The sequence below is a fragment of the Pseudomonas sp. EZ-C24 genome (assembly GCF_014525325.1).
GTDB classification, from domain to species: domain Bacteria; phylum Pseudomonadota; class Gammaproteobacteria; order Pseudomonadales; family Pseudomonadaceae; genus Aquipseudomonas; species Aquipseudomonas shirazensis.
In genome coordinates this window covers 20,827-39,825 of the sequence record NZ_JACDIU010000011.1, presented here as the reverse complement: position 1 = coordinate 39,825, position 18,999 = coordinate 20,827, and the positions used below count along the sequence as shown (strand labels likewise).

Below are 18,999 nucleotides of genomic sequence, written 5' to 3'. Positions count from 1 at the left end.
GGGCCGTGCAACGGCCCCATCATCCTACTTGTCGACTGAAGTCGCTGAACTCAACTCGAACGGGCTGTTGTTGCGCCGCTGGTTGCGGTCTTCCCGCGGCGTTGCGCCGAAGAAGTTGCGGTAGGCGCTGGAAAAATGCGGCCCTGACGAGAACCCGCACGACAGCCCGATCTGGATGATCGACTTGCTGGTCTGCATCAACATCTGCCGCGCCTTGTTCAAGCGCAGCTCAAGATAATACTGGCTCGGCACGCGATTGAGGTACTGCTTGAAGATCCGCTCCAGCTGGCGCCGCGAGACGCACACATGCTGGGCGATCTCATCGGTGGTCAGCGGCTCTTCGATGTTGGCTTCCATCAACAGCACGGCCTGGGTCAGCTTGGGATGGCTCGAGCCAAGGCGGTTCTGCAGCGGGATACGCTGCCGCTCGCCGCCCTCGCGAATGCGCTCGACCACCAGCTCCTCGGACACCGCACCGGCAAGCTCGGCGCCATGGTCACGGGCCAGCACGGCCAGCAGCAGGTCGACCACGGCCATACCACCACAGGCGGTCAGGCGATCACGGTCCCAGTCGAACAGATGGCTGGTGGCAATCACCTTGGGGAAGCGTTCGGCAAAATCATCCTGCCAGCGCCAATGTACCGCCGCGCGATAACCATCGAGCAGGCCGAGCTGCGCCAGGGGATAGACGCCCGCCGACAGCCCGGCAATGACGCAACCGCTGCGAGCCAGCTGCTTGAGCCCGGACGACAGCGCGGCCGTGACCGCCTGCGGCGGCTCGTCAGCCAGCACGAAGAGCTTCTGGAAACCTTCGAGCCGACCATTCCAGGCCTCGCCCGGCAACTGCCAGCCCTGCTGCTCGCCAGGCTCAGCCTGGAGAAACACCAGATCGTAGATAACTTCCGGATGTACCCGCTGAGCCACCAGCAGTGCTTCTTCGGCCAGGGCCAAGGTCAGCGGCCGGGTGTTGGGCCAGATGAGAAAGCCGATACGCTGGGTGGTCATAGGGCGTGGTCCGAAACCTGAGAAGAGGTGGCGTCAGTTGCGCCGGGGATGGCTGCGCTCGCTGCGCAGCATGCCCTATTCTGGTGCAAAGGTGCAGCGTTACTTCAAGCTGCCCGAGAGAAACTGCTGGAGCCGTTCCGACTGCGGATTGACCAGCACTTCACGCGGATTGCCACGCTCCTCGACGATGCCTTTATGCAGGAACACCAGCTGATTGGAGACCTCGCGGGCAAAGCCCATTTCGTGGGTCACCACGACCATGGTGCGGCCCTCCTGGGCCAACGACTGCATGACCTTGAGCACATCACCGACCAGCTCCGGGTCGAGTGCCGAGGTCGGCTCGTCGAACAGCATCACCTCCGGCTCCATGGCCAGCGCACGGGCAATCGCCACACGTTGCTGCTCACCACCGGACATATGCCCAGGGTAGGCGTCCTTGCGGTGCGAGACGCCGACCTTGGCCAGGTAATGCTCGGCTTTCTCCAGGGCTTCTTTCTTGTTCATGCCGAGCACATGCACCGGCGCTTCGATGATGTTCTCGAGCGCGGTCATGTGCGCCCACAGATTGAAATGCTGAAACACCATCGACAGGCGCGAACGCATCCGCTGCAACTGGCGCGGATCGGCCGCCTTGAGCGCGCCTTCCTTGCCGGCAACCAGCTTGAGCTCTTCGTTGTTGAGCAGAATCTTGCCCGCATGCGGTTGCTCGAGCAGGTTGATGCAACGCAGGAAGGTCGACTTGCCCGAACCGCTGGAGCCGATGATGCTGATCACATCGCCGGCCTTGGCCGCCAGGGACACGCCCTTGAGCACTTCATGGCTGCCGTAGCGCTTGTGCAGGTCTTGGACTTCGAGTTTGTACATGCTGTCGGTTCTCACAGAGCGGTCAGTGCTTGCGCGGCGCCAGGTAGCCCAGCCAGCGGCGTTCGGCCATCTTGAACAGGCGCACCAGAATGAAGGTCAGGCACAGGTAGAACACACCCGCGGTGATGTAGGCCTCGAAAGGCAGGTAGTACTGGGCATTGACGGTACGCGCCGCGCCGGTGATGTCGATCAGGGTCACGATCGAGGCCAGGCTGGTGGTCTGCAGCATCATGATCACTTCGTTGCTGTACTGCGGCAGCGCGCGGCGCATGGCCGACGGCAGCAGGATGCGGCGGTACATCTTGTAGCGCGACATGCCCATCGCCTTGGCTGCTTCGATCTCGCCATGGGGCGTCGCCTTGAGGCTGCCGGCGATGATCTCAGCGGTATAGGCGCTGGTATTGACGGCAAATGCCAGGCACGCGCAGAAAGTCGCGCTGGACAGCCACGGCCAGAAGATACTCTCGCGCACTGCCTCGAACTGAGCCAGGCCGTAGTAGATCAAGAACAGCTGCACCAGCATTGGCGTGCCGCGAATGACATAGGTGTAGAGCCAGGCCGGCACATTCACCAGCGGCTGCTTGGACACCCGCATCAGCCCCAGCGGTACCGCTGCCAGCAAACCGAACAGCAGCGAGAACGCCAGCAATTTCAGGGTCGTCAGCAAGCCGCCCAAGTACAGCGGCATGGCTTCCCAGATGACGTTGTAGTCAAAGATCATAGTTCTGCCGCCTTGACGCCTACCGAGTAGCGCCGTTCAAGGTATTTCAACGCCAGCAGCGAAACACTGGTGAGCACCAGGTACAGCGCAGCCACCGCCAGGAAGAAAGTGAAGGGTTCGCGGGTGGCATCAGCCGCCTGCTTGGCCTTGAACATCATGTCTTGCAGACCGACCACCGAGATCAACGCGGTCGCCTTGGTCAATACCAGCCAGTTGTTGGTAAAGCCCGGAATGGCCAGGCGGATCATCTGCGGCACCATCACCCGGAAGAACACCTGGCGGCTGCTCATGCCGTAAGCCACACCGGCTTCGGCCTGCCCTTTGGGGATACCCAGGAACGCGCCGCGGAAGGTTTCCGACAGGTACGCGCCAAAGATGAACCCCAGCGTACCGATACCGGCAGCCAGCGGGTTGAGGTCGATGTAGTCGTCATAGCCCAACAGTGGCGCGAGCCGATTGAGCAAGTCCTGGCCACCGTAGAAAATCAGCAGGATCAACACCAGATCCGGGATGCCGCGGATGACCGTGGCATACATATCGCCGAGCCAGGCCAGCCAGCGCACCGGCGACAGGCGCAGCGCCACGCCGATCAGACCGAGCACGATGGCCAGGGCCATCGACGACAGGGCGAGCTGTAGCGTCAGCCACGCCCCATCGAGGATGACTGCCCCGTAGCCTTTCAACATGATTGGGATTCCTCAGACCTAGGGAATGAAAAATGGTGCAAACCTCAGAGCCTCTGCTGTTTGCACCATTGCACAGTTGCGGTCCGACGTCTTACTTGACCTCAGGCCCGTAGATGTCGAAATTGAAGTACTTGTCCTGGATCTTCTTGTACTCGCCGTTGGCGCGAATCGCGGCAATGGCAGCGTTGATCCGATCGAGGTTGGCCTTGTCACCCTTGCGCACGGCGATACCGATGCCGTCGCCGAAGTACTTGGCGTCGGTGAAGGCCGGACCTACAAAGGCAAAGCCCTTGCCGGCGTCGGTCTTGAGGAAGCCGTCTTCGAGCAGGGTGGCGTCGGCGACAGTGCCATCGAGACGACCGGCAGCGACATCCAGGTAGATTTCGTTCTGCGTGCCGTAAGGCACGACAGTTGCGCCTTGCGGGGCCAGTACTTCATTGGCGAAGCGGTTGTGGATCGAGCCGCGCTGCACGCCGATCTTCTTGCCCTTGAGCTCGGCCAGCGAGTCGCTGACGGTGGTGCCGTCTTTCATCACCAGACGTGCCGGGGTCAGGTAGTAGCGATTGGTGAAGTCGACCGACTTCTTGCGATCGTCGGTGATCGACATCGACGACAGGATCGCGTCGATCTTGCGCACCTTGAGTGCCGGGATCAGGCCGTCGAACTCTTGCTCGACCCAGGTGCACTTGACCTTCATCTCGGTGCACAGGGCATTGCCGATGTCGTAGTCAAAGCCGGCAATGCTGCCATCAGGCTGCTTGAAGGCGAACGGAGGGTAAGCGGCCTCGATACCGATTTTCAGCGGTTTTTCATCGGCGTGCGATACCAGGGAAAACACGGACAGCGCCAGGGCGCCAAGCAGTGCAAGCTTCTTCATCAGGTAACTCCATCGGTACGGGGCAATACAAGGCAGGGGGTAACAGCTGCCCGAATGCGAATGGGTACAACGCAAGCCGCGAGAGGTATCGACCAGGGCCGCAGACCACGAGCGAGTGAGTGGCATTCTAACGACAGCCCGTTAGTCGATATTTCTTCAAAGCGACAACTAGTTATAGAAGCGCATGAAACAGTAGCGGGCGATATTGACAGCCCTTACGATTTATGCAAGAGCGAAAAGGAAACAACCTGTAAACGAAGCAATAAGTGCGCCTATTATTGGCAAAGCCTTGTAATACGGCAAGTGCAGCGTGTCATCGGTTTTGCTGACAGCCACGGCAGCCCTGTTTTGGGGCCCGTGTGGGTAGCCACGCCCCGCCTTGGTGCGCCGCCGGTGACAAAATCGGTTACCGATGAATGTCGAAGTAACAGAATGCAAAAACCCCGCCGAAGCGGGGCTTTGGGGAGTGGGGCTGCTGCGCGCCCCCTCCACACCGATTGATCAAGCCGAAGCCAGGTTCATCGACTTGTGCGTGTCGATCAAATGCTGCACCACACCAGGGTCGGCCAAGGTCGAAATATCACCCAAGGCATCGTACTCAGCCGTGGCGATCTTGCGCAGGATCCGTCGCATGATCTTGCCCGAGCGGGTCTTCGGCAGCCCTGGCGCCCACTGGATAACATCCGGCGAAGCAATCGGGCCGATCTCCTTGCGCACCCAGTTTTTCAGCTCAAGGCGCAACTGCTCGCTAGGCTCGATACCGGAGTTGAGGGTGACATAGACATAGATGCCCTGCCCCTTGATGTCGTGCGGCACACCCACCACCGCCGCCTCGGCGACCTTTGCATGAGCGACCATCGCGCTTTCGATCTCGGCGGTACCCATGCGGTGGCCGGAAACGTTGAGCACGTCATCCACACGGCCGGTGATCCAGTAGTAGCCATCTTCATCGCGACGGGCGCCGTCACCGGTGAAGTACATGCCGCGGAAGGTCTTGAAATAGGTATCGACGAAGCGGTCATGATCGCCATACAGCGAGCGCGACTGGCCTGGCCACGAATCGAGAATCACCAGGTTACCCTCGGCCGCACCATCAATCAGGTTGCCGAGGTTGTCGACCAGCGCCGGCACCACACCGAAGAACGGCCGCGTCGCCGAGCCCGGCTTGAGGCCAGTCGCGCCTGGCAGCGGGCTGATGAGGATGCCGCCGGTTTCGGTCTGCCACCAGGTGTCGACGATCGGGCAACGGCCCTTGCCTACGGCCTGGTGGTACCAGTTCCAGGCTTCCGGGTTGATCGGCTCGCCGACCGAGCCGAGCAGGCGCAGGCTTGAGCCATCGGCACCTTCGACTGCAGCCTGCCCCTCAGCCATCATTGCGCGGATCGCGGTCGGTGCGGTGTAGAGGATATTGACCTTGTGCTTGTCGATGATCTTCGACACACGAGTGATATCCGGATAGTTTGGCACACCCTCGAACAACACGGTGGTAGCGCCGTTGGCCAGCGGGCCGTAGACGATGTAGCTGTGGCCGGTGATCCAGCCGACGTCGGCGGTGCACCAGTAGACTTCACCCGGGCGGTAGTCGAATACCCGCTCATGGGTCAGCGCGGCGTAAACCATGTAGCCGCCGGTGGTGTGCAAGACGCCCTTTGGCTTGCCGGTGGACCCTGAGGTGTAGAGGATGAACAGCGCTTCTTCGGCGCCCATTTCTTTCGGTGCACAGTGGCTGGAAGCAACCTTCATCAGGTCTTCGTACCAGATATCGCGATGCTGGTGCCAGGCGATGTCGCCACCGGTGCGCTTGCAGACGATGATCTTCTGCACGCTGCTGGTTTCCGGGTTGGTCAGCGCCAGGTCGACGTTGCCCTTGAGCGGAGTACGGCGACCGCCACGCAAGCCCTCGTCGGCAGTGATGACGATCTTCGACTTGCAGTCGATGATCCGCCCCGCAAGTGCTTCTGGCGAGAAACCACCGAAGACTACCGAATGGATCGCACCGATGCGGGCACAGGCCAGCATGGCGACCACAGCTTCGGGGATCATCGGCATGTAGATGGTCACCACGTCACCGCGGTGCACGTCCTGGCCACGCAAGGCGTTGGCGAACTTGCAGACCTGCTCGTGCAGTTCGCGGTAGGTGATGTTGCGGCTCTCGGATGGGTCGTCGCCCTCCCAGATGATTGCTACCTGATCGCCACGCTCTTCAAGGTGACGGTCCAGGCAGTTGTAGGAAACGTTGAGGGTGCCATCGGCGAACCATTTGATATCGACATGATGGTCGTCGAACGAGGTCTGCTTGACCTTGGTGAACGGCTTGATCCAGTCCAGCCGCTGAGCCTGCTCGCGCCAGAAACCATCGGGGTTGATCACCGATTGCTGGTACATGGCCTTGTAGGTGGCCTCGTCGGTCAGGGTGGTCGCCGCAACCTCGGGACGAACGGGATACAGTGGAGCCGCACTCATCTGTGATACCTCGGTGTAATAGTTGTTTTTGTATGGAACCGTTTTTAACTGTAACAGAGTGCTCAGGGCCATTCGACGTTGGTAGTAGCGCCCCCCTCCTTTACCCACTGCTCCCTCAGCGATGGCTCTAGATCAGCCATGCCAGCACTTCGCCAGTCTGGTCACATTACAGCGGCGCAGGATTGTTACAGAATCTGCCAACAGTCTTTATCAAAACCCGCTCTGTTTCAGCCGTACACCGCGGCCTAAAATTCATCTCGCCAACAACGGCAAGGCGATTAACTTCCGACAGTAGCCCCCACCCGGCAGGTGTTAATCCCAAGATAATTAAAACCCTTGATTATCGTTTTACGCGCAGCGCCAAACGCGCTGCGTGCACCCTCTCGCCCCTGTATAGGTAAACTAAAAATGAAAGCGTTACTGGTATTGGCACTTGGCACTCTTTGCAGCACCGCGGCACTGGCCGACGACCTTGCAAACAACGCCAAGCAGATCCCGGTTGAACAGTACAACTACTCGCAGCACCTGGACATCGCCCGTGTTATCTCGATGAGCGCGGTGCCCAATGTCTGCGAAGTGGTACCGGCCCGCATGACCTATGAAGACTCGCAGGGCCAACAGCACATTCTCGAATACCGAGTGATGGGCAACGGCTGCTCGAACGGTTAAGCAGCATGAAACAGGGGCCCGCAAGGCCCCTTTCGCTTAATCCGCACTATTGATCCGCTGATTTACCTAGCGCATATTCTCGCAACTTATTAGCGATGGTCGTATGTGAAACGCCCAAGCGTTTACCCAACGCACGACTACTTGGAAACTCCGCCAACAACGATTCCAACACCGCCCTTTCAAAACGCCCGACAATATCAGCAAGTTGCCCCTCCAGGGAAAACTCGCCCAACGGTTGGCGCACACCATAATCCGGCAAACGGATATGCTCACTTTTAACCACACCGCCCTCACACAATGAAACGGCTTGAAACAGTACATTCTCAAGTTGGCGGACATTGCCCGGCCAGTGATAGTGCGCGAGTTTATCCATGGCCGCCGACACCAACTTGGGTAGTGGGCAGCCAATCTGCCGGCTGGCTTGATCCAGAAAATGCTCGACCAAGCCGTCCAGGCCATCCATGCACTCACGCAGCGGCGGAATGTGCAGCGAGAGCACGTTCAAGCGGTGGTACAGGTCCTGGCGGAACTCACCCCGCGCGCACAACTCGGACAAGTCCACCTGGGTCGCGCAGATGACCCGTACATCCAGGTATACCTCTTCATCACTGCCGACCCGACGAAAGCAGCCGTCCTGCAAAAAGCGCAGCAGCTTGACCTGCAGACGTGGGCTCATCTCGGCAACGCCATCGAGGAACAAGGTGCCGCCTGCGGTCAGCTCGAGCAGACCGAGCTTGCCCTCGGCGCGGGCACCTTCGAATGCGCCCGGGCCGTAGCCAAACAGCTCGGTCTCGGCCATCGACTCCGGCAAGCCGGCACAGTTGAGCGCCATCAACGGCGCCTGACCGCGCGGGCTGGCCAGGTGACAGGCGCGCGCCAGCAGCTCCTTGCCCGTGCCGGTTTCACCTTCAATCAGCAGTGGCGCATCCAGAGGGGCCATGCGCCGCGCCTCGCGCACTACCGCCGCCATTACTTTCGAGCTTTGGAAGATACTGTCAAAGCCGCGCAGCTCCTGCTTGCGCACATTGTAGATACGCTCGCCGATGCGGTCGGCGCGGTGCAGGGTCAACACAGCACCGGCCAGCGCTTCGCTTTCATCGTGCTCGGACTGTAGCGGCGCGATATCTGCCAGAAACACATCGCCCTTGAGCTTGACCCGCAGGCCGTTGATCCGCGACTGGTTGGCGCGGACCAGTTCAGGCAGGTCAAAGTCCTCGACATAGCGCGCCAGCGGCAAGCCCGGCACCTCATCCACACGCACGCCCAGCAACTGCGCGGCGGCCCGGTTGGCGGCGACGATGCTGCCGCCCATGTCCACCGACAGCACCGGAAACTCGAGCGCGCCCAGCAGGGCGTTGAGCTCCATGTGCCGGCGCTCACTGGGCATCAGGCCGACCCGCTTGACGCCGAATACGCCGGTGATGGCTTCGAACTTGGGCCGTAACGCCTGAAACTGCAGGTTCACCAGGTTCGGGCAATGCAGGTAGATCGCGTTGCCATGGTCGCCGCCCACCTCCCCCCGCAGCACGTTGATGCCGTACTCCACCAGCAGGTTGAGGATGTCCCGCAGGATGCCGATGCGGTTCTGGCAATGCACTTTGATACGCATGTAGATATCTCGAAGCTGCCGATTTTTAACCGGCACGCAGAAAAGTCGTAAAGATAAGCTGACAAAAATAGCGCTCAGCTATCGCGCATGGCCGTGATTTTCCGGGATCACCGACATTTTGTAAAATTAACGTTACGAAACCGCGGCCGGAAGCGGGTTAACGTGCGCGTTAACCCGATGCAAAACCTTCGGCATCGGGATATTCCTAGGGGCAGTCGCAATCAAAACAATAAAGCCCTCACCAGGAGAGCCACATGAAACAGACGCACTACGTGGCCCGCGAGCCCGATGCGAACGGTTTTATCGACTACCCGCAAGACGAGCACGCAGTCTGGAATACCTTGATTACCCGCCAGTTAAAGGTGATCGAAGGCCGTGCGTGCCAGGAGTACCTGGACGGCATCGAGCAGCTCAAGCTGCCCCATGAGCGCATTCCCCAGTTGGGCGAGATCAACAAAGTGCTTGGCGCCACCACGGGCTGGCAGGTTGCACGCGTGCCAGCATTGATCCCGTTCCAGACCTTTTTCGAACTGCTTGCCAGCAAGCGCTTCCCGGTGGCTACCTTCATCCGCACCCGTGAAGAACTGGACTACCTGCAAGAGCCGGATATCTTTCATGAAATCTTCGGCCACTGCCCGCTGCTGACCAACCCGTGGTTCGCCGAATTCACCCACACCTATGGCAAGCTGGGCCTGGCTGCGACCAAGGAAGAGCGGGTGTACCTGGCCCGGCTGTACTGGATGACCATCGAATTCGGCTTGATGGATACCGCGCAAGGCCAACGTATCTACGGCGGCGGCATCCTCTCCTCACCCAAGGAGACCGTCTACAGTCTGTCCAGCGAGCCTGAGCATCAGGCCTTCGACCCGATCGAGGCGATGCGCACGCCTTATCGCATCGATATCCTGCAGCCGGTGTACTTCGTCCTGCCCAACCTCAAGCGCCTGTTCGACCTGGCCCATGAAGACATCATGGGCATGGTCCACCAGGGCATGCAGCTGGGCCTGCACGCACCCAAGTTTCCACCCAAGGTTGCTGCCTGAAGCCACCTTGACGATAACAACTCGAATTGGAACCACACCATGAATGCCTTGAATCAAGCCCACTGCGATGCCTGCCGCGCCGACGCCCCGCAGGTCAGCGAAGCCGAACTGCCCGAGCTGATCCGGCAGATCCCCGATTGGAACATCGAAGTGCGTGACGGCCATATGGAGCTGGAACGGGTATTCCTGTTCAAGAACTTCAAGCACGCCCTGGCCTTTACCAATGCCGTTGGCGAAATCGCCGAAGCCGAAGGCCACCACCCTGGTCTGATGACCGAATGGGGCAAAGTCACTGTGACCTGGTGGAGCCATTCGATCAAAGGTCTGCACCGCAATGACTTCATCATGTGCGCCCGCACCGATGAAGTGGCCAAGAACGCCGAAGGCCGCAAGTAACCTGCCTGGCAGCGCCCGCAGAGGCCGTGGACTCTGCGGGCGCTTGCCGTTTCAACTGCATCCCCTGCCACGTGCTGCGTCCGATATCCGCCCGCTAGCCGACAGCTGATCGGCAAAAAGTTCAAACTGTCATGTCGACTGCTGTATCCTGCCCAAGCTTTTTCAAAGCCACACACGCGCCTGGCGCAGCCTTTTCAACTCACACTTGCGAGGACGACGAGATGCATGAGATCCCGAATCATCCCTTCCCAAGCCTGAACCCCGAAGAGCACACCGTTGCCGCCCACTCTGAACCGACGCCAGCCGTCGAGCAGAATGGCGACGATACATCCAGCGCTGATCAGGAATAACCGCGCACGGCAGTGTGAAAACGGCTGAACACGGGAAACCCCACTTCATCACGTTTTCACACCGTCCAGAGTACCGCTGGCAAGCCCAGCCTCATCAGCCAGACCTACCGCCCCCTCCTGCGGTCACCTCTCCATGACTCCCCCCACCTCGCTGAAATTCAGCGCAGGGCAAACTGCAGCACGACTTCGAGCGGATGGCGCAACTGCTTGTCAGCCAGGCGCTTGACCTGACTGCGGCAGGAATAGCCAGTCGCCAGGGGCTCACCCTGTTTATCCAGCTTGGTCGCCCACGACTGCTCGAAGATAGTCCGCGAGGTCTGCTGGTTGCGCGCCTCATGCCCATAAGTGCCAGACATGCCACAGCAGCCGGTGGCCTCGGTGACCAATGTCAGGCCCATACGTGCGAAGACCTGCTCCCATTGCCGAGTGCTGGCCGGTACGTTGGTTTTCTCGGTGCAGTGCGCCATCAAGCGGAAGCTGGCGCCAGTGGCTGGCACTTGCTCAGGCAGCACGTCGATCAGCCATTCCTGCGGCAACAGCACTTTCGGGCAGTCCTGCAGCCCCTCGACCTTCTGGTATTCCTGGCGATACACCAGGGTCATGGCCGGGTCTAGGCCTACCAATGGCACGCCACAGTCGGCCAGCGCCTTGAGCTGGCTGCCGTTGCGGATCGCCGCCTTGGCGAACGCACCGAGGAAGCCCTGCACGTGCAGCGGCTTGCCATTGGCGCTATAGGGCGCGAGGAAAACACGGTGGCCGAGGCGATGGGCAAGCTCGATGAATGACGCCAACAGCGGCGTTTCGAAGTAGCGGGTGAAGGCATCCTGCACCAGCACGATACTGCGCTCGCGCTGGGCGGGGGTCAGTTCGCGCAGGGTCGGCACAGTGGCCATCTGCACACGGCAACGGGTCAGCGTCGCCTGGAAGTTGAAGCGGCTGATCAATGGGCTGTCGACCATGCCGACTTTGTCGGCCAGCAACTTGCTGACCCACTTCGAGCCCATCACCGCGTTATACAGGCCCGGCGCGTGGGCCAGGTACGGGATGCTGAATTCCAGCGAGCCAATCAAGTAATCGCGCAGTGGCCGCTGGTAACGGCCGTGGTACAGCTCAAGGAAGCGCGAGCGGAAGTCCGGCACGTTGACCTTGATCGGGCACTGGCCTGCACAGGATTTACAGGCCAGGCAACCGGCCATTGCGTCGTACACCTCGTGGGAAAAGTCGACCTCCCCCTGCTGCTGTGCACGGTTGTTGCGCAGCCGCGTCGGCAAGCCCTTGAGCCAGGAGACCTTGCTGCGTGCCGCGGCCAGCACGTCGATATCCGCCGCCCCTTGCAGGCGCAGCCACTCGCGCATCAACGAGGCACGGCCCTTGGGCGAATGCTGGCGCTCGCGGGTGGCCTTCCAGGACGGGCACATGGCGTCGTTGGGGTCGTAGTTGTAACAGGCGCCGTTGCCGTTGCAGTGCACCGCGCTGCCAAAGCTCTGCCAGACGCGCTCGTCAATGGTCCGGTCGAGGTCACCACGCAGGGTCACGCCATCGACCTTGGTCAGGCCTTCGGCGCTGTCCGGCGGGGTGCAGATCTTGCCGGGGTTGAGCTGGTTGTGCGGATCGAACGCGCCCTTCAGGCGCTGCAAGGCAGGATACAGCGCGCCGAAATACTCCGGCACGTATTCCGAGCGCAGGCCCTTGCCATGCTCGCCCCAGAGCAGCCCACCGTAGCGCTTGGTCAACGCTGCCACTGCATCCGAGATCGGTTTGACCAGCGCCGCCTGGGCCGGGTCTTTCATGTCCAATGCCGGGCGCACGTGCAGTACGCCGGCATCGACGTGGCCGAACATGCCATAGGCCAGGCCATAGCTGTCGAGCAGAGCGCGGAATTCGGCAATGTAGTCGGCCAACTGCTCGGGCGGCACGGCGGTGTCTTCGACAAACGGCTGCGGGCGCACTTCGCCTTCGACGTTGCCCAGCAGGCCGACCGAGCGCTTGCGCATGGTGTACACGCGAGTGACCGCCTCGGCGCCCTCGGCCAGGGTGTGGCCGAGCCGTTCTACACCTTTGTCAGTCTGCAGATGGCCGATGAAAGCCTGCACCCGGGCATTCACCTCGGCAGGGTCATCACCGCAGAACTCGATCAGGTTGATGCCCAGGGTTGGCCGCTCGGCATCCGCCGGGAAGTACTCGGCGACGCTGTGCCAGACGATATCCTGCATCGCCAGCAGCAGCACCTTGGAATCGACCGTTTCGATCGACAGCGGCTTGTGCGCCATCAGCGCATTGGCATCGCGCAGAGCATCCATGAAGCTGCTGTAGCGCACGTTGACCAGCACTGCGTATTTGGGGATCGGCAGCACGTTTAGCTTGGCTTCGACCACATAGCCCAGCGAACCCTCGGCGCCGCACAGCACGCTATTGAGGTTGAAGCGGCCCTGCTCGTCGCGCAGGTGCGCAAGGTCATAGCCGGTCAGGCAGCGATTGAGCTTGGGGAAGGTGGTCTCGATCAGTTCTGCCTGGGTTTCATGAATGTCGCGAGCAATGCGATACACCTCACCGGCGCGGCCGGGTGCGGCACAGGCCTGCTCCAGCGCAGCGTCATCGATCGGCAGGCTGTGCAGGCGTTCGCCGCCGAGCAGCACGCTGTGCAGTTCGAGCACGTGGTCGCGGGTCTTGCCGTAGGTGCAACTGCCCTGGCCGCTGGCATCGGTGTTGATCATGCCGCCAACGGTGGCGCGGTTTGAGGTAGACAGCTCGGGGGCGAAGAACAACCCGTGCGGTTTGAGCGCAGCATTGAGCTGGTCTTTGACCACACCCGCCTGGACCCGCACCCAACGCTGCTCGACGTTGATCTCGAGGATGTTGTTCATGTGCCGCGACAGGTCGACGATGATGCCATCGGTCAGCGACTGGCCATTGGTACCAGTGCCGCCGCCGCGCGGGGTCAGCTTGATGCCGGCAAAGCGCGGCTCGCTCATCAGTGCTGCAACCTTGGCCACGTCGTCTGCGTGCAACGGAAACACCGCCGCCTGCGGCAGGCGCTGGTAAATCGAGTTGTCGGTCGCGAGCACGGTACGGGTGGCGTAGTCGGCGCTGATCTGGCCGGCGAAGCCACTGCCACGCAGGGCTTCGAGGAATTCTGGGTAATTGGCGGCAGGCGCGCTGGTGTGCAACTGGGCGATCATCGTTGGATGGCCTCTTGATATGGGCTGATTCACGGTAAACCTGTCATTGCGGCATGCATCGCGCAGGCACTGATGACGAATAGGCCAATGTTCCTGTAGTTTGCCGCTGGGGGCAAACGGATATTCCTGCCGCTATTGATGAGCTTTATGAATGAATTACCGCCACCTGACGCCCTCGATGTCACTGCTGCTGGCCTTCGAGGCAGCCGCCCGGCATGAGAGCTACACCCGCGCCGCCGCCGAGCTGTCGCTAACCCAAAGCGCGGTCAGCCGCCAGGTCCAGGCGCTGGAACAGCAACTGGGCCTGACGCTGTTTCGCCGCGAGGGCCGTCAGGTGCAGCTCACCGACGTCGGCCGGCTGTACCAGGGCGAGCTCAGCGAGGCGCTCGGGCGCATCCGCAGCGCGACCTTGCAGGCCTTGGCGTACCAGTCCGGCGTGGGCACACTGCGGCTGGCCACCCTGCCCACCTTCGGCTCGAAATGGCTGCTGCCACGCCTGCATGAGTTTTACGCGGCGCACCCGGGCATGCTGGTGCATATTCATTCGCGCATCGAAGCGATCAATTTCGACACCAGCGAAATCGACGCCGCCATCGGCGTGGCCAGCAATGACTTGCCCGGGCTGATCTGCCATCGCCTGCATGCCGAGCAACTGCTGGTGATCTTGCCGCCGGACGCAGCCCGCGATGGCCAGCAGTGGGACCCAACGCGGATCAGCCAGGAAGTACTGCTGAACGTGGCCAACAACCCTCATGCATGGGGCGAATGGTTCTCCCATCAGGAGCTGCCACACCGATCGATGCGCCTGGGGCCGAGCTTCGAGCTGACCTCGCACCTGATCCAGGCGGTGCGCGCCGGCATCGGCATTGGCCTGGTGCCGCGGATTCTGGTCGAGGAAGAATTGGCCAAGGGCGAGCTGTACAGCCCCGGCGCAGCTTTTGCCAGCCAACGCAGCTACTACCTGATCTATCCGCCGCGCAACGAAGCGTTGCCCTCGCTGCGGGCATTCCGTAGCTGGTTGCTGGCGCAGATCTGATCCGCAGCGAATAAAAAACCCGATGTCAGTGACCTGACATCGGGTTTTGGGTAAAGCCCGCGACCGTTTACTTGGCCACGCTCTCTACAACTGCCTCGGCAGGACCGGCACGCTTGCCGCCCTTGAGGACATAGGCCAGGTACATCACCAGCAGCCATACCGGGATGGCGTAGACCGACACCTGGATACCCGGGATCATCAGCATGGTGCCGAGGATCAGCACCACAAAAGCCATCACCAGGTAGTTGCCGTAGGGGTACCACAACGCCTTGAACAGCGGTTTCTGGCCTGTACGGTCAAGGTGCTGGCGGAACTTGAGGTGCGAGAAGCTGATCATCGCCCAGTTGATCACCAGCGCGGCCACTACCAGCGACATCAGCAGCTCGAGCGCATGCTGCGGCATGAAGTAGTTGAGCAGCACCGCTACCAGGGTGACCGCTGCCGAAGCCAGAATCGAACGAACCGGCACGCCGCGCTTGTCGATCTTGGCCAGGCCTGCTGGCGCATCGCCCTGCTCGGCCATGCCGTAGAGCATGCGCGCATTGCAGTAGGTGCCGCTGTTGTACACCGACAGCGCCGCGGTCAATACCACGAAGTTGAGCAGGTGCGCAGCAACGTCGCTACCCAGCAGCGAGAACACCTGCACGAACGGGCTGCTGCCGTAGCTGCCGCCGGCGGCTTCGATGCTGGCGACCAGGGTATTCCAAGGGGTCAGCGAGAGCAGGATCACCAGCGCACCAATATAGAAGATCAGGATGCGGTAGATGACCTGGTTGATCGCCTTGGGGATGACGGTTTTCGGCTTGTCAGCCTCGGCCGCCGTAAAACCGAGCATCTCCAGGCCGCCGAACGAGAACATGATGATCGCCAGCGCCATCACCAGCCCCGTGACGCCGTTGGGGAAGAACCCGCCATGCACCCACAGGTTGGTGACCGACGCTTCCGGGCCGCCACTGCCTGAGGTGAGCATGTAGGCGCCCAGGCCGATCATGCCGACGATGGCCACGACCTTGATGATCGCGAACCAGAACTCGGTCTCGCCGAACACCTTCACGTTCATCAAATTGATGGCATTGATCAGCAGGAAAAACGCCGCCGCAGTGACCCAGGTCGGGATCTCGGGCCACCAGTAATGGACATACTTGCCCACTGCCGACAGCTCCGACATGCCCACCAGGATGTACAGCACCCAGCAGTTCCAGCCCGACAGGAAGCCGGCAAAACCGCCCCAGTACTTGTGCGCAAAGTGGCTGAAGGAACCTGCCACAGGCTCCTCGACAATCATCTCGCCGAGTTGGCGCATGATCATGAAGGCAATGAAGCCGCAGATGGCGTAGCCGAGGATCATCGACGGGCCGGCAGACGCCATCACTCCGGCTGAGCCGAGGAACAGGCCGGTACCAATCGCGCCGCCGAGGGCGATCAACTGGATGTGGCGGTTTTTCAGGCCCCGCTTGAGCTCGCCTGACTGCTTGATTTGTCCACTCATGAACGAAGTCACCTGCTTGTTTTTATCTGTGACGGAATCGGACCCACCGCACTCGTGGCGCAGCGGAATGGGCAAGGTGGTTACCTTGGATTTTTTCTGGATTCACGGGACGCGACGGGCAACAGGCCCAGGATCGGTCAGCCGGGAGTCAGCAGAAATGCGCGGTACGCAAGGGGGTCACAGGTAAAACGCGGCGCATTGTATACCCTCGCAAGCGCGCAGGCGTCAACGCGATGCGTCATTTCCTGTAGGAAAAGCGCACCGATCCGGTGGGAAGAGCCAGTTGTGGCGAACTGATCGGCGTACATTGCGCCTCCATTTGTTGTTTTATTAGCCGGGCTCTTTGGCCGGGCTGTGCACAGGGCATGGGGCTATATCAGCGTGTTGCGGGGCACTGGGCAAGGGCCTGGTTGGGTGCAGGGAGGGCTCTGCGGCGGGGGTTTGGCAAGTTTGCGTTACGCGGGGAGCGTTTGCTTGGGGAATCGGGCGATTCCGTAAGGATTTCTTTACGAGGCGGATGGAAAAGTTGCCAGGCATTGCGCCTGGGTTTGCCATCGAAACCACTGGGGCCGCAAAGCGGCCCCAGATCACACGCTATCAGCCGCGCGGCTTGCCGCGACCACCGCCAGCAGGCTTGCCGCCAGTTGGGCGACCGCCACTGGTGCGGGCACCATCAGGCTTGTTGGTGCGCTTGCGTACATCGCTCGGACGCTCGGCTACCGCACTGGCGACCGGGGCACGGCTGCCCTTGCGCGCAGCCGCGCTGTCTTCACGCGGCGCACGGGCCGGGCGCTCGGCCTGGCCTTCCTGCGCCGGGCGCAGATTGCGTACGCGTTCGCCACGGCCCAGCGGACGGCTGGACTTGCGCTGCATACGCTCCATCTTGTCCTTGGCCTTGAGGTTCAAGGTCGGCAGCGCAACCGGCTGCAGGCCCACTTCAGCGGCAAGGATGTCGATTTCGTACTGGCTCATTTCGCGCCAGCGACCCATTGGCAGGTCGGAGTTGAGGAACACCGGACCGAAGCGCACACGCTTCAGACGGCTGACGATCACACCTTGCGACTCCCACAGGCGACGTACTTCGCGGTTACGGCCTTCCATCACCACGCAGTGGTACCAATGGTTGAAGCCTTCGCCACCCGGCGCTTTCTGGATGTCGGTGAACTTCGCCGGGCCATCTTCAAGCACTACACCAGCCTTGAGTCGATCGAGCATTTCGTCGTCGACTTCGCCGCGCACACGTACCGCGTACTCGCGGTCCATCTCGTAGGATGGGTGCATCAGGCGGTTGGCCAGTTCGCCATCAGTGGTGAACAGCAGCAGGCCGGTGGTGTTGATGTCGAGACGACCGATGTTGATCCAGCGGCCCTCTTTCGGCCGTGGCAGGCGATCGAACACGGTTGGACGGCCTTCCGGGTCGTCACGGGTGCAGATTTCGCCATCTGGCTTGTTGTACATGATCACCCGGCGGGTGGCCTCGGAGGCCTCCACGCGCTTGATCAGCTTGCCATCGACCGAGATCGCGTCATGCATGTCGACACGCTGACCAAGGGTCGCGGCAACGCCGTTGACCTTGATCCGGCCCTGACTGATCCAGGCCTCGACATCCCGACGCGAGCCCACGCCGATGCGGGCGAGAACTTTTTGCAGTTTTTCGCCGGATGGAGGAATAGGTTGGGTATCGAGCAGCTCTTTGTCACTCATCTGGGCACCTCCCGGTGTAAGAATGAAATGCGGTATCTGGCCACGAATGGGCCAGAGGGGCGCGCACTATACGCGGTTCATCAGCCAAGCGCACTGCAGAGTAGCGCCTTTTACGCAGGCAGCCAGGCTTTGCGCCGAACGGTCAACTCAGTTCGGCGTCATCTTCGGGCAACGGATCAGGCTGCGCCTCGGGCAGGTCTTCAAAATCAATCTTCAGACCTTCTTCCATCGCATCCAGCTCGACCAGCAGGCTGCGGAAGCTGGTCTCGGTCGGCGGCTCGCCCACCTCTTGCTCGCCCAGGCTGGCATCAGCCAACGCCTGCAGATGCGCCGGCACCGGGGCGTCGTCCGGGTCAAGCAGGGGCTCGGGCTCCATCTCGCGAAGCTCGGCCAGGGCTGGCAACTGGTCAAGGCTCTTCAGGTTGAAGTGATCGAGAAACGCCTTGGTAGTGGCAAACATCGCTGGGCGCCCCGGCACTTCACGGTAGCCGACGATGCGGATCCACTCGCGCTCCATCAGCGTCTTGACGATGTTGGTGTTGACCGCCACACCACGCACGTCTTCGATCTCGCCGCGAGTGATGGGCTGGCGGTAGGCAATCAGTGCCATGGTTTCGAGCAGGGCCCGCGAGTAACGCTGCGGCCGTTCTTCCCAGAGCCGGCCTACCCAAGGCGCAAAGTTCTCGCGGATCTGCAGGCGATAGCCACTGGCGACCTCTTTGAGCTCAAAGGCGCGGCCATTGCAGGACTTGGCCAGCAATTCGAGGGCCTTCTTGAAGACAGCCGGTGCCGGACGCTCGGTTTCATCGAGCAGCTCGTACAGCCGTTCAAGCGATTGTGGCTTGCCCGAGGCCAGCAGAAAAGCCTCGATCAGCGACGCCAGGTCGCGCGGTTCATTCAGGTTCATT

The 18,999-nt window shown here is 61.2% G+C and carries 15 protein-coding genes; 4 read left to right on the top strand and 11 right to left on the bottom strand.

The window, feature by feature from the left end:
• Nucleotides 1–24 precede the first annotated feature (24 nt).
• The 6 genes from argR to acs all read right to left on the bottom strand — a co-directional run bounded on the left by argR (nucleotide 25) and on the right by acs (nucleotide 6,616).
• Complete coding sequence (argR, locus tag IDM28_RS06805) at nucleotides 25–1,005, bottom strand: transcriptional regulator ArgR (protein WP_101317712.1); 981 nt, start codon at nucleotides 1,003–1,005, stop codon at nucleotides 25–27.
• Nucleotides 1,006–1,104: 99 nt separating this feature from the next.
• A complete protein-coding gene (locus tag IDM28_RS06800; RefSeq protein WP_101317710.1) occupies nucleotides 1,105–1,869 on the bottom strand; it encodes an ABC transporter ATP-binding protein in 765 nt (254 codons plus the stop codon).
• Between the two features lie 22 nt (nucleotides 1,870–1,891).
• Nucleotides 1,892–2,590, bottom strand: a complete 699-nt coding sequence (locus IDM28_RS06795) for an ABC transporter permease (protein ID WP_101317708.1) — start codon at nucleotides 2,588–2,590, stop codon at nucleotides 1,892–1,894.
• Nucleotides 2,587–3,276 (bottom strand): ABC transporter permease, encoded by a 690-nt coding sequence (locus IDM28_RS06790; protein WP_101317706.1) that lies wholly within the window; start codon nucleotides 3,274–3,276, stop codon nucleotides 2,587–2,589. The genes IDM28_RS06795 and IDM28_RS06790 overlap by 4 nt, the downstream gene beginning before the upstream one ends.
• Before the next feature lie 91 nt (nucleotides 3,277–3,367).
• Nucleotides 3,368–4,153, bottom strand: coding sequence for an ABC transporter substrate-binding protein (locus IDM28_RS06785; protein ID WP_188035603.1), 786 nt, complete (start codon nucleotides 4,151–4,153; stop codon nucleotides 3,368–3,370).
• A 501-nt stretch (nucleotides 4,154–4,654) separates the two neighbouring features.
• On the bottom strand, nucleotides 4,655–6,616 hold the full coding sequence (gene acs / locus IDM28_RS06780; protein ID WP_150569805.1) for an acetate--CoA ligase: 1,962 nt from the start codon (nucleotides 6,614–6,616) through the stop codon (nucleotides 4,655–4,657).
• A 408-nt stretch (nucleotides 6,617–7,024) separates the two neighbouring features.
• On the opposite strand from acs, the gene IDM28_RS06775 reads away from it, so the two are divergent.
• Nucleotides 7,025–7,285, top strand: coding sequence for a DUF2790 domain-containing protein (locus IDM28_RS06775; RefSeq protein WP_101317702.1), 261 nt, complete (start codon nucleotides 7,025–7,027; stop codon nucleotides 7,283–7,285).
• Between the two features lie 46 nt (nucleotides 7,286–7,331).
• On the opposite strand, the gene IDM28_RS06770 is transcribed toward IDM28_RS06775, so the two are convergent.
• Nucleotides 7,332–8,894, bottom strand: coding sequence for a sigma-54-dependent transcriptional regulator (locus IDM28_RS06770; RefSeq protein WP_103436599.1), 1,563 nt, complete (start codon nucleotides 8,892–8,894; stop codon nucleotides 7,332–7,334).
• Nucleotides 8,895–9,148: 254 nt separating this feature from the next.
• Between IDM28_RS06770 and phhA the strand changes: the two genes are divergently transcribed.
• Both phhA and IDM28_RS06760 read left to right on the top strand, forming a co-directional pair.
• A complete protein-coding gene (gene phhA, locus IDM28_RS06765; protein WP_181088171.1) occupies nucleotides 9,149–9,937 on the top strand; it encodes a phenylalanine 4-monooxygenase in 789 nt (262 codons plus the stop codon).
• Between the two features lie 39 nt (nucleotides 9,938–9,976).
• On the top strand, nucleotides 9,977–10,333 hold the full coding sequence (locus tag IDM28_RS06760; protein WP_188035602.1) for a 4a-hydroxytetrahydrobiopterin dehydratase: 357 nt from the start codon (nucleotides 9,977–9,979) through the stop codon (nucleotides 10,331–10,333).
• Between the two features lie 508 nt (nucleotides 10,334–10,841).
• On the opposite strand, the gene IDM28_RS06755 is transcribed toward IDM28_RS06760, so the two are convergent.
• Nucleotides 10,842–13,862, bottom strand: a complete 3,021-nt coding sequence (locus IDM28_RS06755) for an FAD-binding and (Fe-S)-binding domain-containing protein (protein WP_150569808.1) — start codon at nucleotides 13,860–13,862, stop codon at nucleotides 10,842–10,844.
• A gap of 151 nt (nucleotides 13,863–14,013) precedes the next feature.
• Here IDM28_RS06755 and IDM28_RS06750 point away from each other — a divergent pair, with 151 nt between their 5' ends.
• Nucleotides 14,014–14,898 carry a LysR substrate-binding domain-containing protein gene (locus IDM28_RS06750; protein WP_101317691.1) on the top strand — a complete coding sequence of 295 codons (885 nt, stop codon included), beginning with the start codon at nucleotides 14,014–14,016 and terminating at the stop codon, nucleotides 14,896–14,898.
• Nucleotides 14,899–14,965: 67 nt separating this feature from the next.
• Here IDM28_RS06750 and IDM28_RS06745 read toward each other — a convergent pair whose 3' ends face one another.
• The 3 genes from IDM28_RS06745 to scpB all read right to left on the bottom strand — a co-directional run bounded on the left by IDM28_RS06745 (nucleotide 14,966) and on the right by scpB (nucleotide 18,998).
• Entirely contained in the window at nucleotides 14,966–16,387 is a 1,422-nt protein-coding gene (locus IDM28_RS06745; protein ID WP_101317689.1) for an amino acid permease, read from the bottom strand.
• A 597-nt stretch (nucleotides 16,388–16,984) separates the two neighbouring features.
• On the bottom strand, nucleotides 16,985–18,091 hold the full coding sequence (gene rluB / locus IDM28_RS06740) for a 23S rRNA pseudouridine(2605) synthase RluB (RefSeq protein ID WP_101317687.1): 1,107 nt from the start codon (nucleotides 18,089–18,091) through the stop codon (nucleotides 16,985–16,987).
• A 142-nt stretch (nucleotides 18,092–18,233) separates the two neighbouring features.
• Nucleotides 18,234–18,998 (bottom strand): SMC-Scp complex subunit ScpB, encoded by a 765-nt coding sequence (gene scpB, locus IDM28_RS06735; protein WP_150569809.1) that lies wholly within the window; start codon nucleotides 18,996–18,998, stop codon nucleotides 18,234–18,236.
• Nucleotide 18,999 lies beyond the last annotated feature (1 nt).

Bases quoted from the DNA above. Each gene is read 5' to 3' on its own strand.
- argR (WP_101317712.1), bottom strand. From the start codon at position 1,005: ATGACCACCCAGCGTATCGGCTTTCTCATCTGGCCCAACACCCGGCCG.
- IDM28_RS06750 (WP_101317691.1), top strand. From the start codon at position 14,014: ATGAATTACCGCCACCTGACGCCCTCGATGTCACTGCTGCTGGCCTTC.
- rluB (WP_101317687.1), bottom strand. From the start codon at position 18,091: ATGAGTGACAAAGAGCTGCTCGATACCCAACCTATTCCTCCATCCGGC.
- IDM28_RS06770 (WP_103436599.1), bottom strand. From the start codon at position 8,894: ATGCGTATCAAAGTGCATTGCCAGAACCGCATCGGCATCCTGCGGGAC.
- IDM28_RS06795 (WP_101317708.1), bottom strand. From the start codon at position 2,590: ATGATCTTTGACTACAACGTCATCTGGGAAGCCATGCCGCTGTACTTG.
- IDM28_RS06745 (WP_101317689.1), bottom strand. From the start codon at position 16,387: ATGAGTGGACAAATCAAGCAGTCAGGCGAGCTCAAGCGGGGCCTGAAA.
- IDM28_RS06790 (WP_101317706.1), bottom strand. From the start codon at position 3,276: ATGTTGAAAGGCTACGGGGCAGTCATCCTCGATGGGGCGTGGCTGACG.
- IDM28_RS06800 (WP_101317710.1), bottom strand. From the start codon at position 1,869: ATGTACAAACTCGAAGTCCAAGACCTGCACAAGCGCTACGGCAGCCAT.
- IDM28_RS06785 (WP_188035603.1), bottom strand. From the start codon at position 4,153: ATGAAGAAGCTTGCACTGCTTGGCGCCCTGGCGCTGTCCGTGTTTTCC.
- acs (WP_150569805.1), bottom strand. From the start codon at position 6,616: ATGAGTGCGGCTCCACTGTATCCCGTTCGTCCCGAGGTTGCGGCGACC.
- IDM28_RS06760 (WP_188035602.1), top strand. From the start codon at position 9,977: ATGAATGCCTTGAATCAAGCCCACTGCGATGCCTGCCGCGCCGACGCC.
- scpB (WP_150569809.1), bottom strand. From the start codon at position 18,998: ATGAACCTGAATGAACCGCGCGACCTGGCGTCGCTGATCGAGGCTTTT.
- IDM28_RS06775 (WP_101317702.1), top strand. From the start codon at position 7,025: ATGAAAGCGTTACTGGTATTGGCACTTGGCACTCTTTGCAGCACCGCG.
- IDM28_RS06755 (WP_150569808.1), bottom strand. From the start codon at position 13,862: ATGATCGCCCAGTTGCACACCAGCGCGCCTGCCGCCAATTACCCAGAA.
- phhA (WP_181088171.1), top strand. From the start codon at position 9,149: ATGAAACAGACGCACTACGTGGCCCGCGAGCCCGATGCGAACGGTTTT.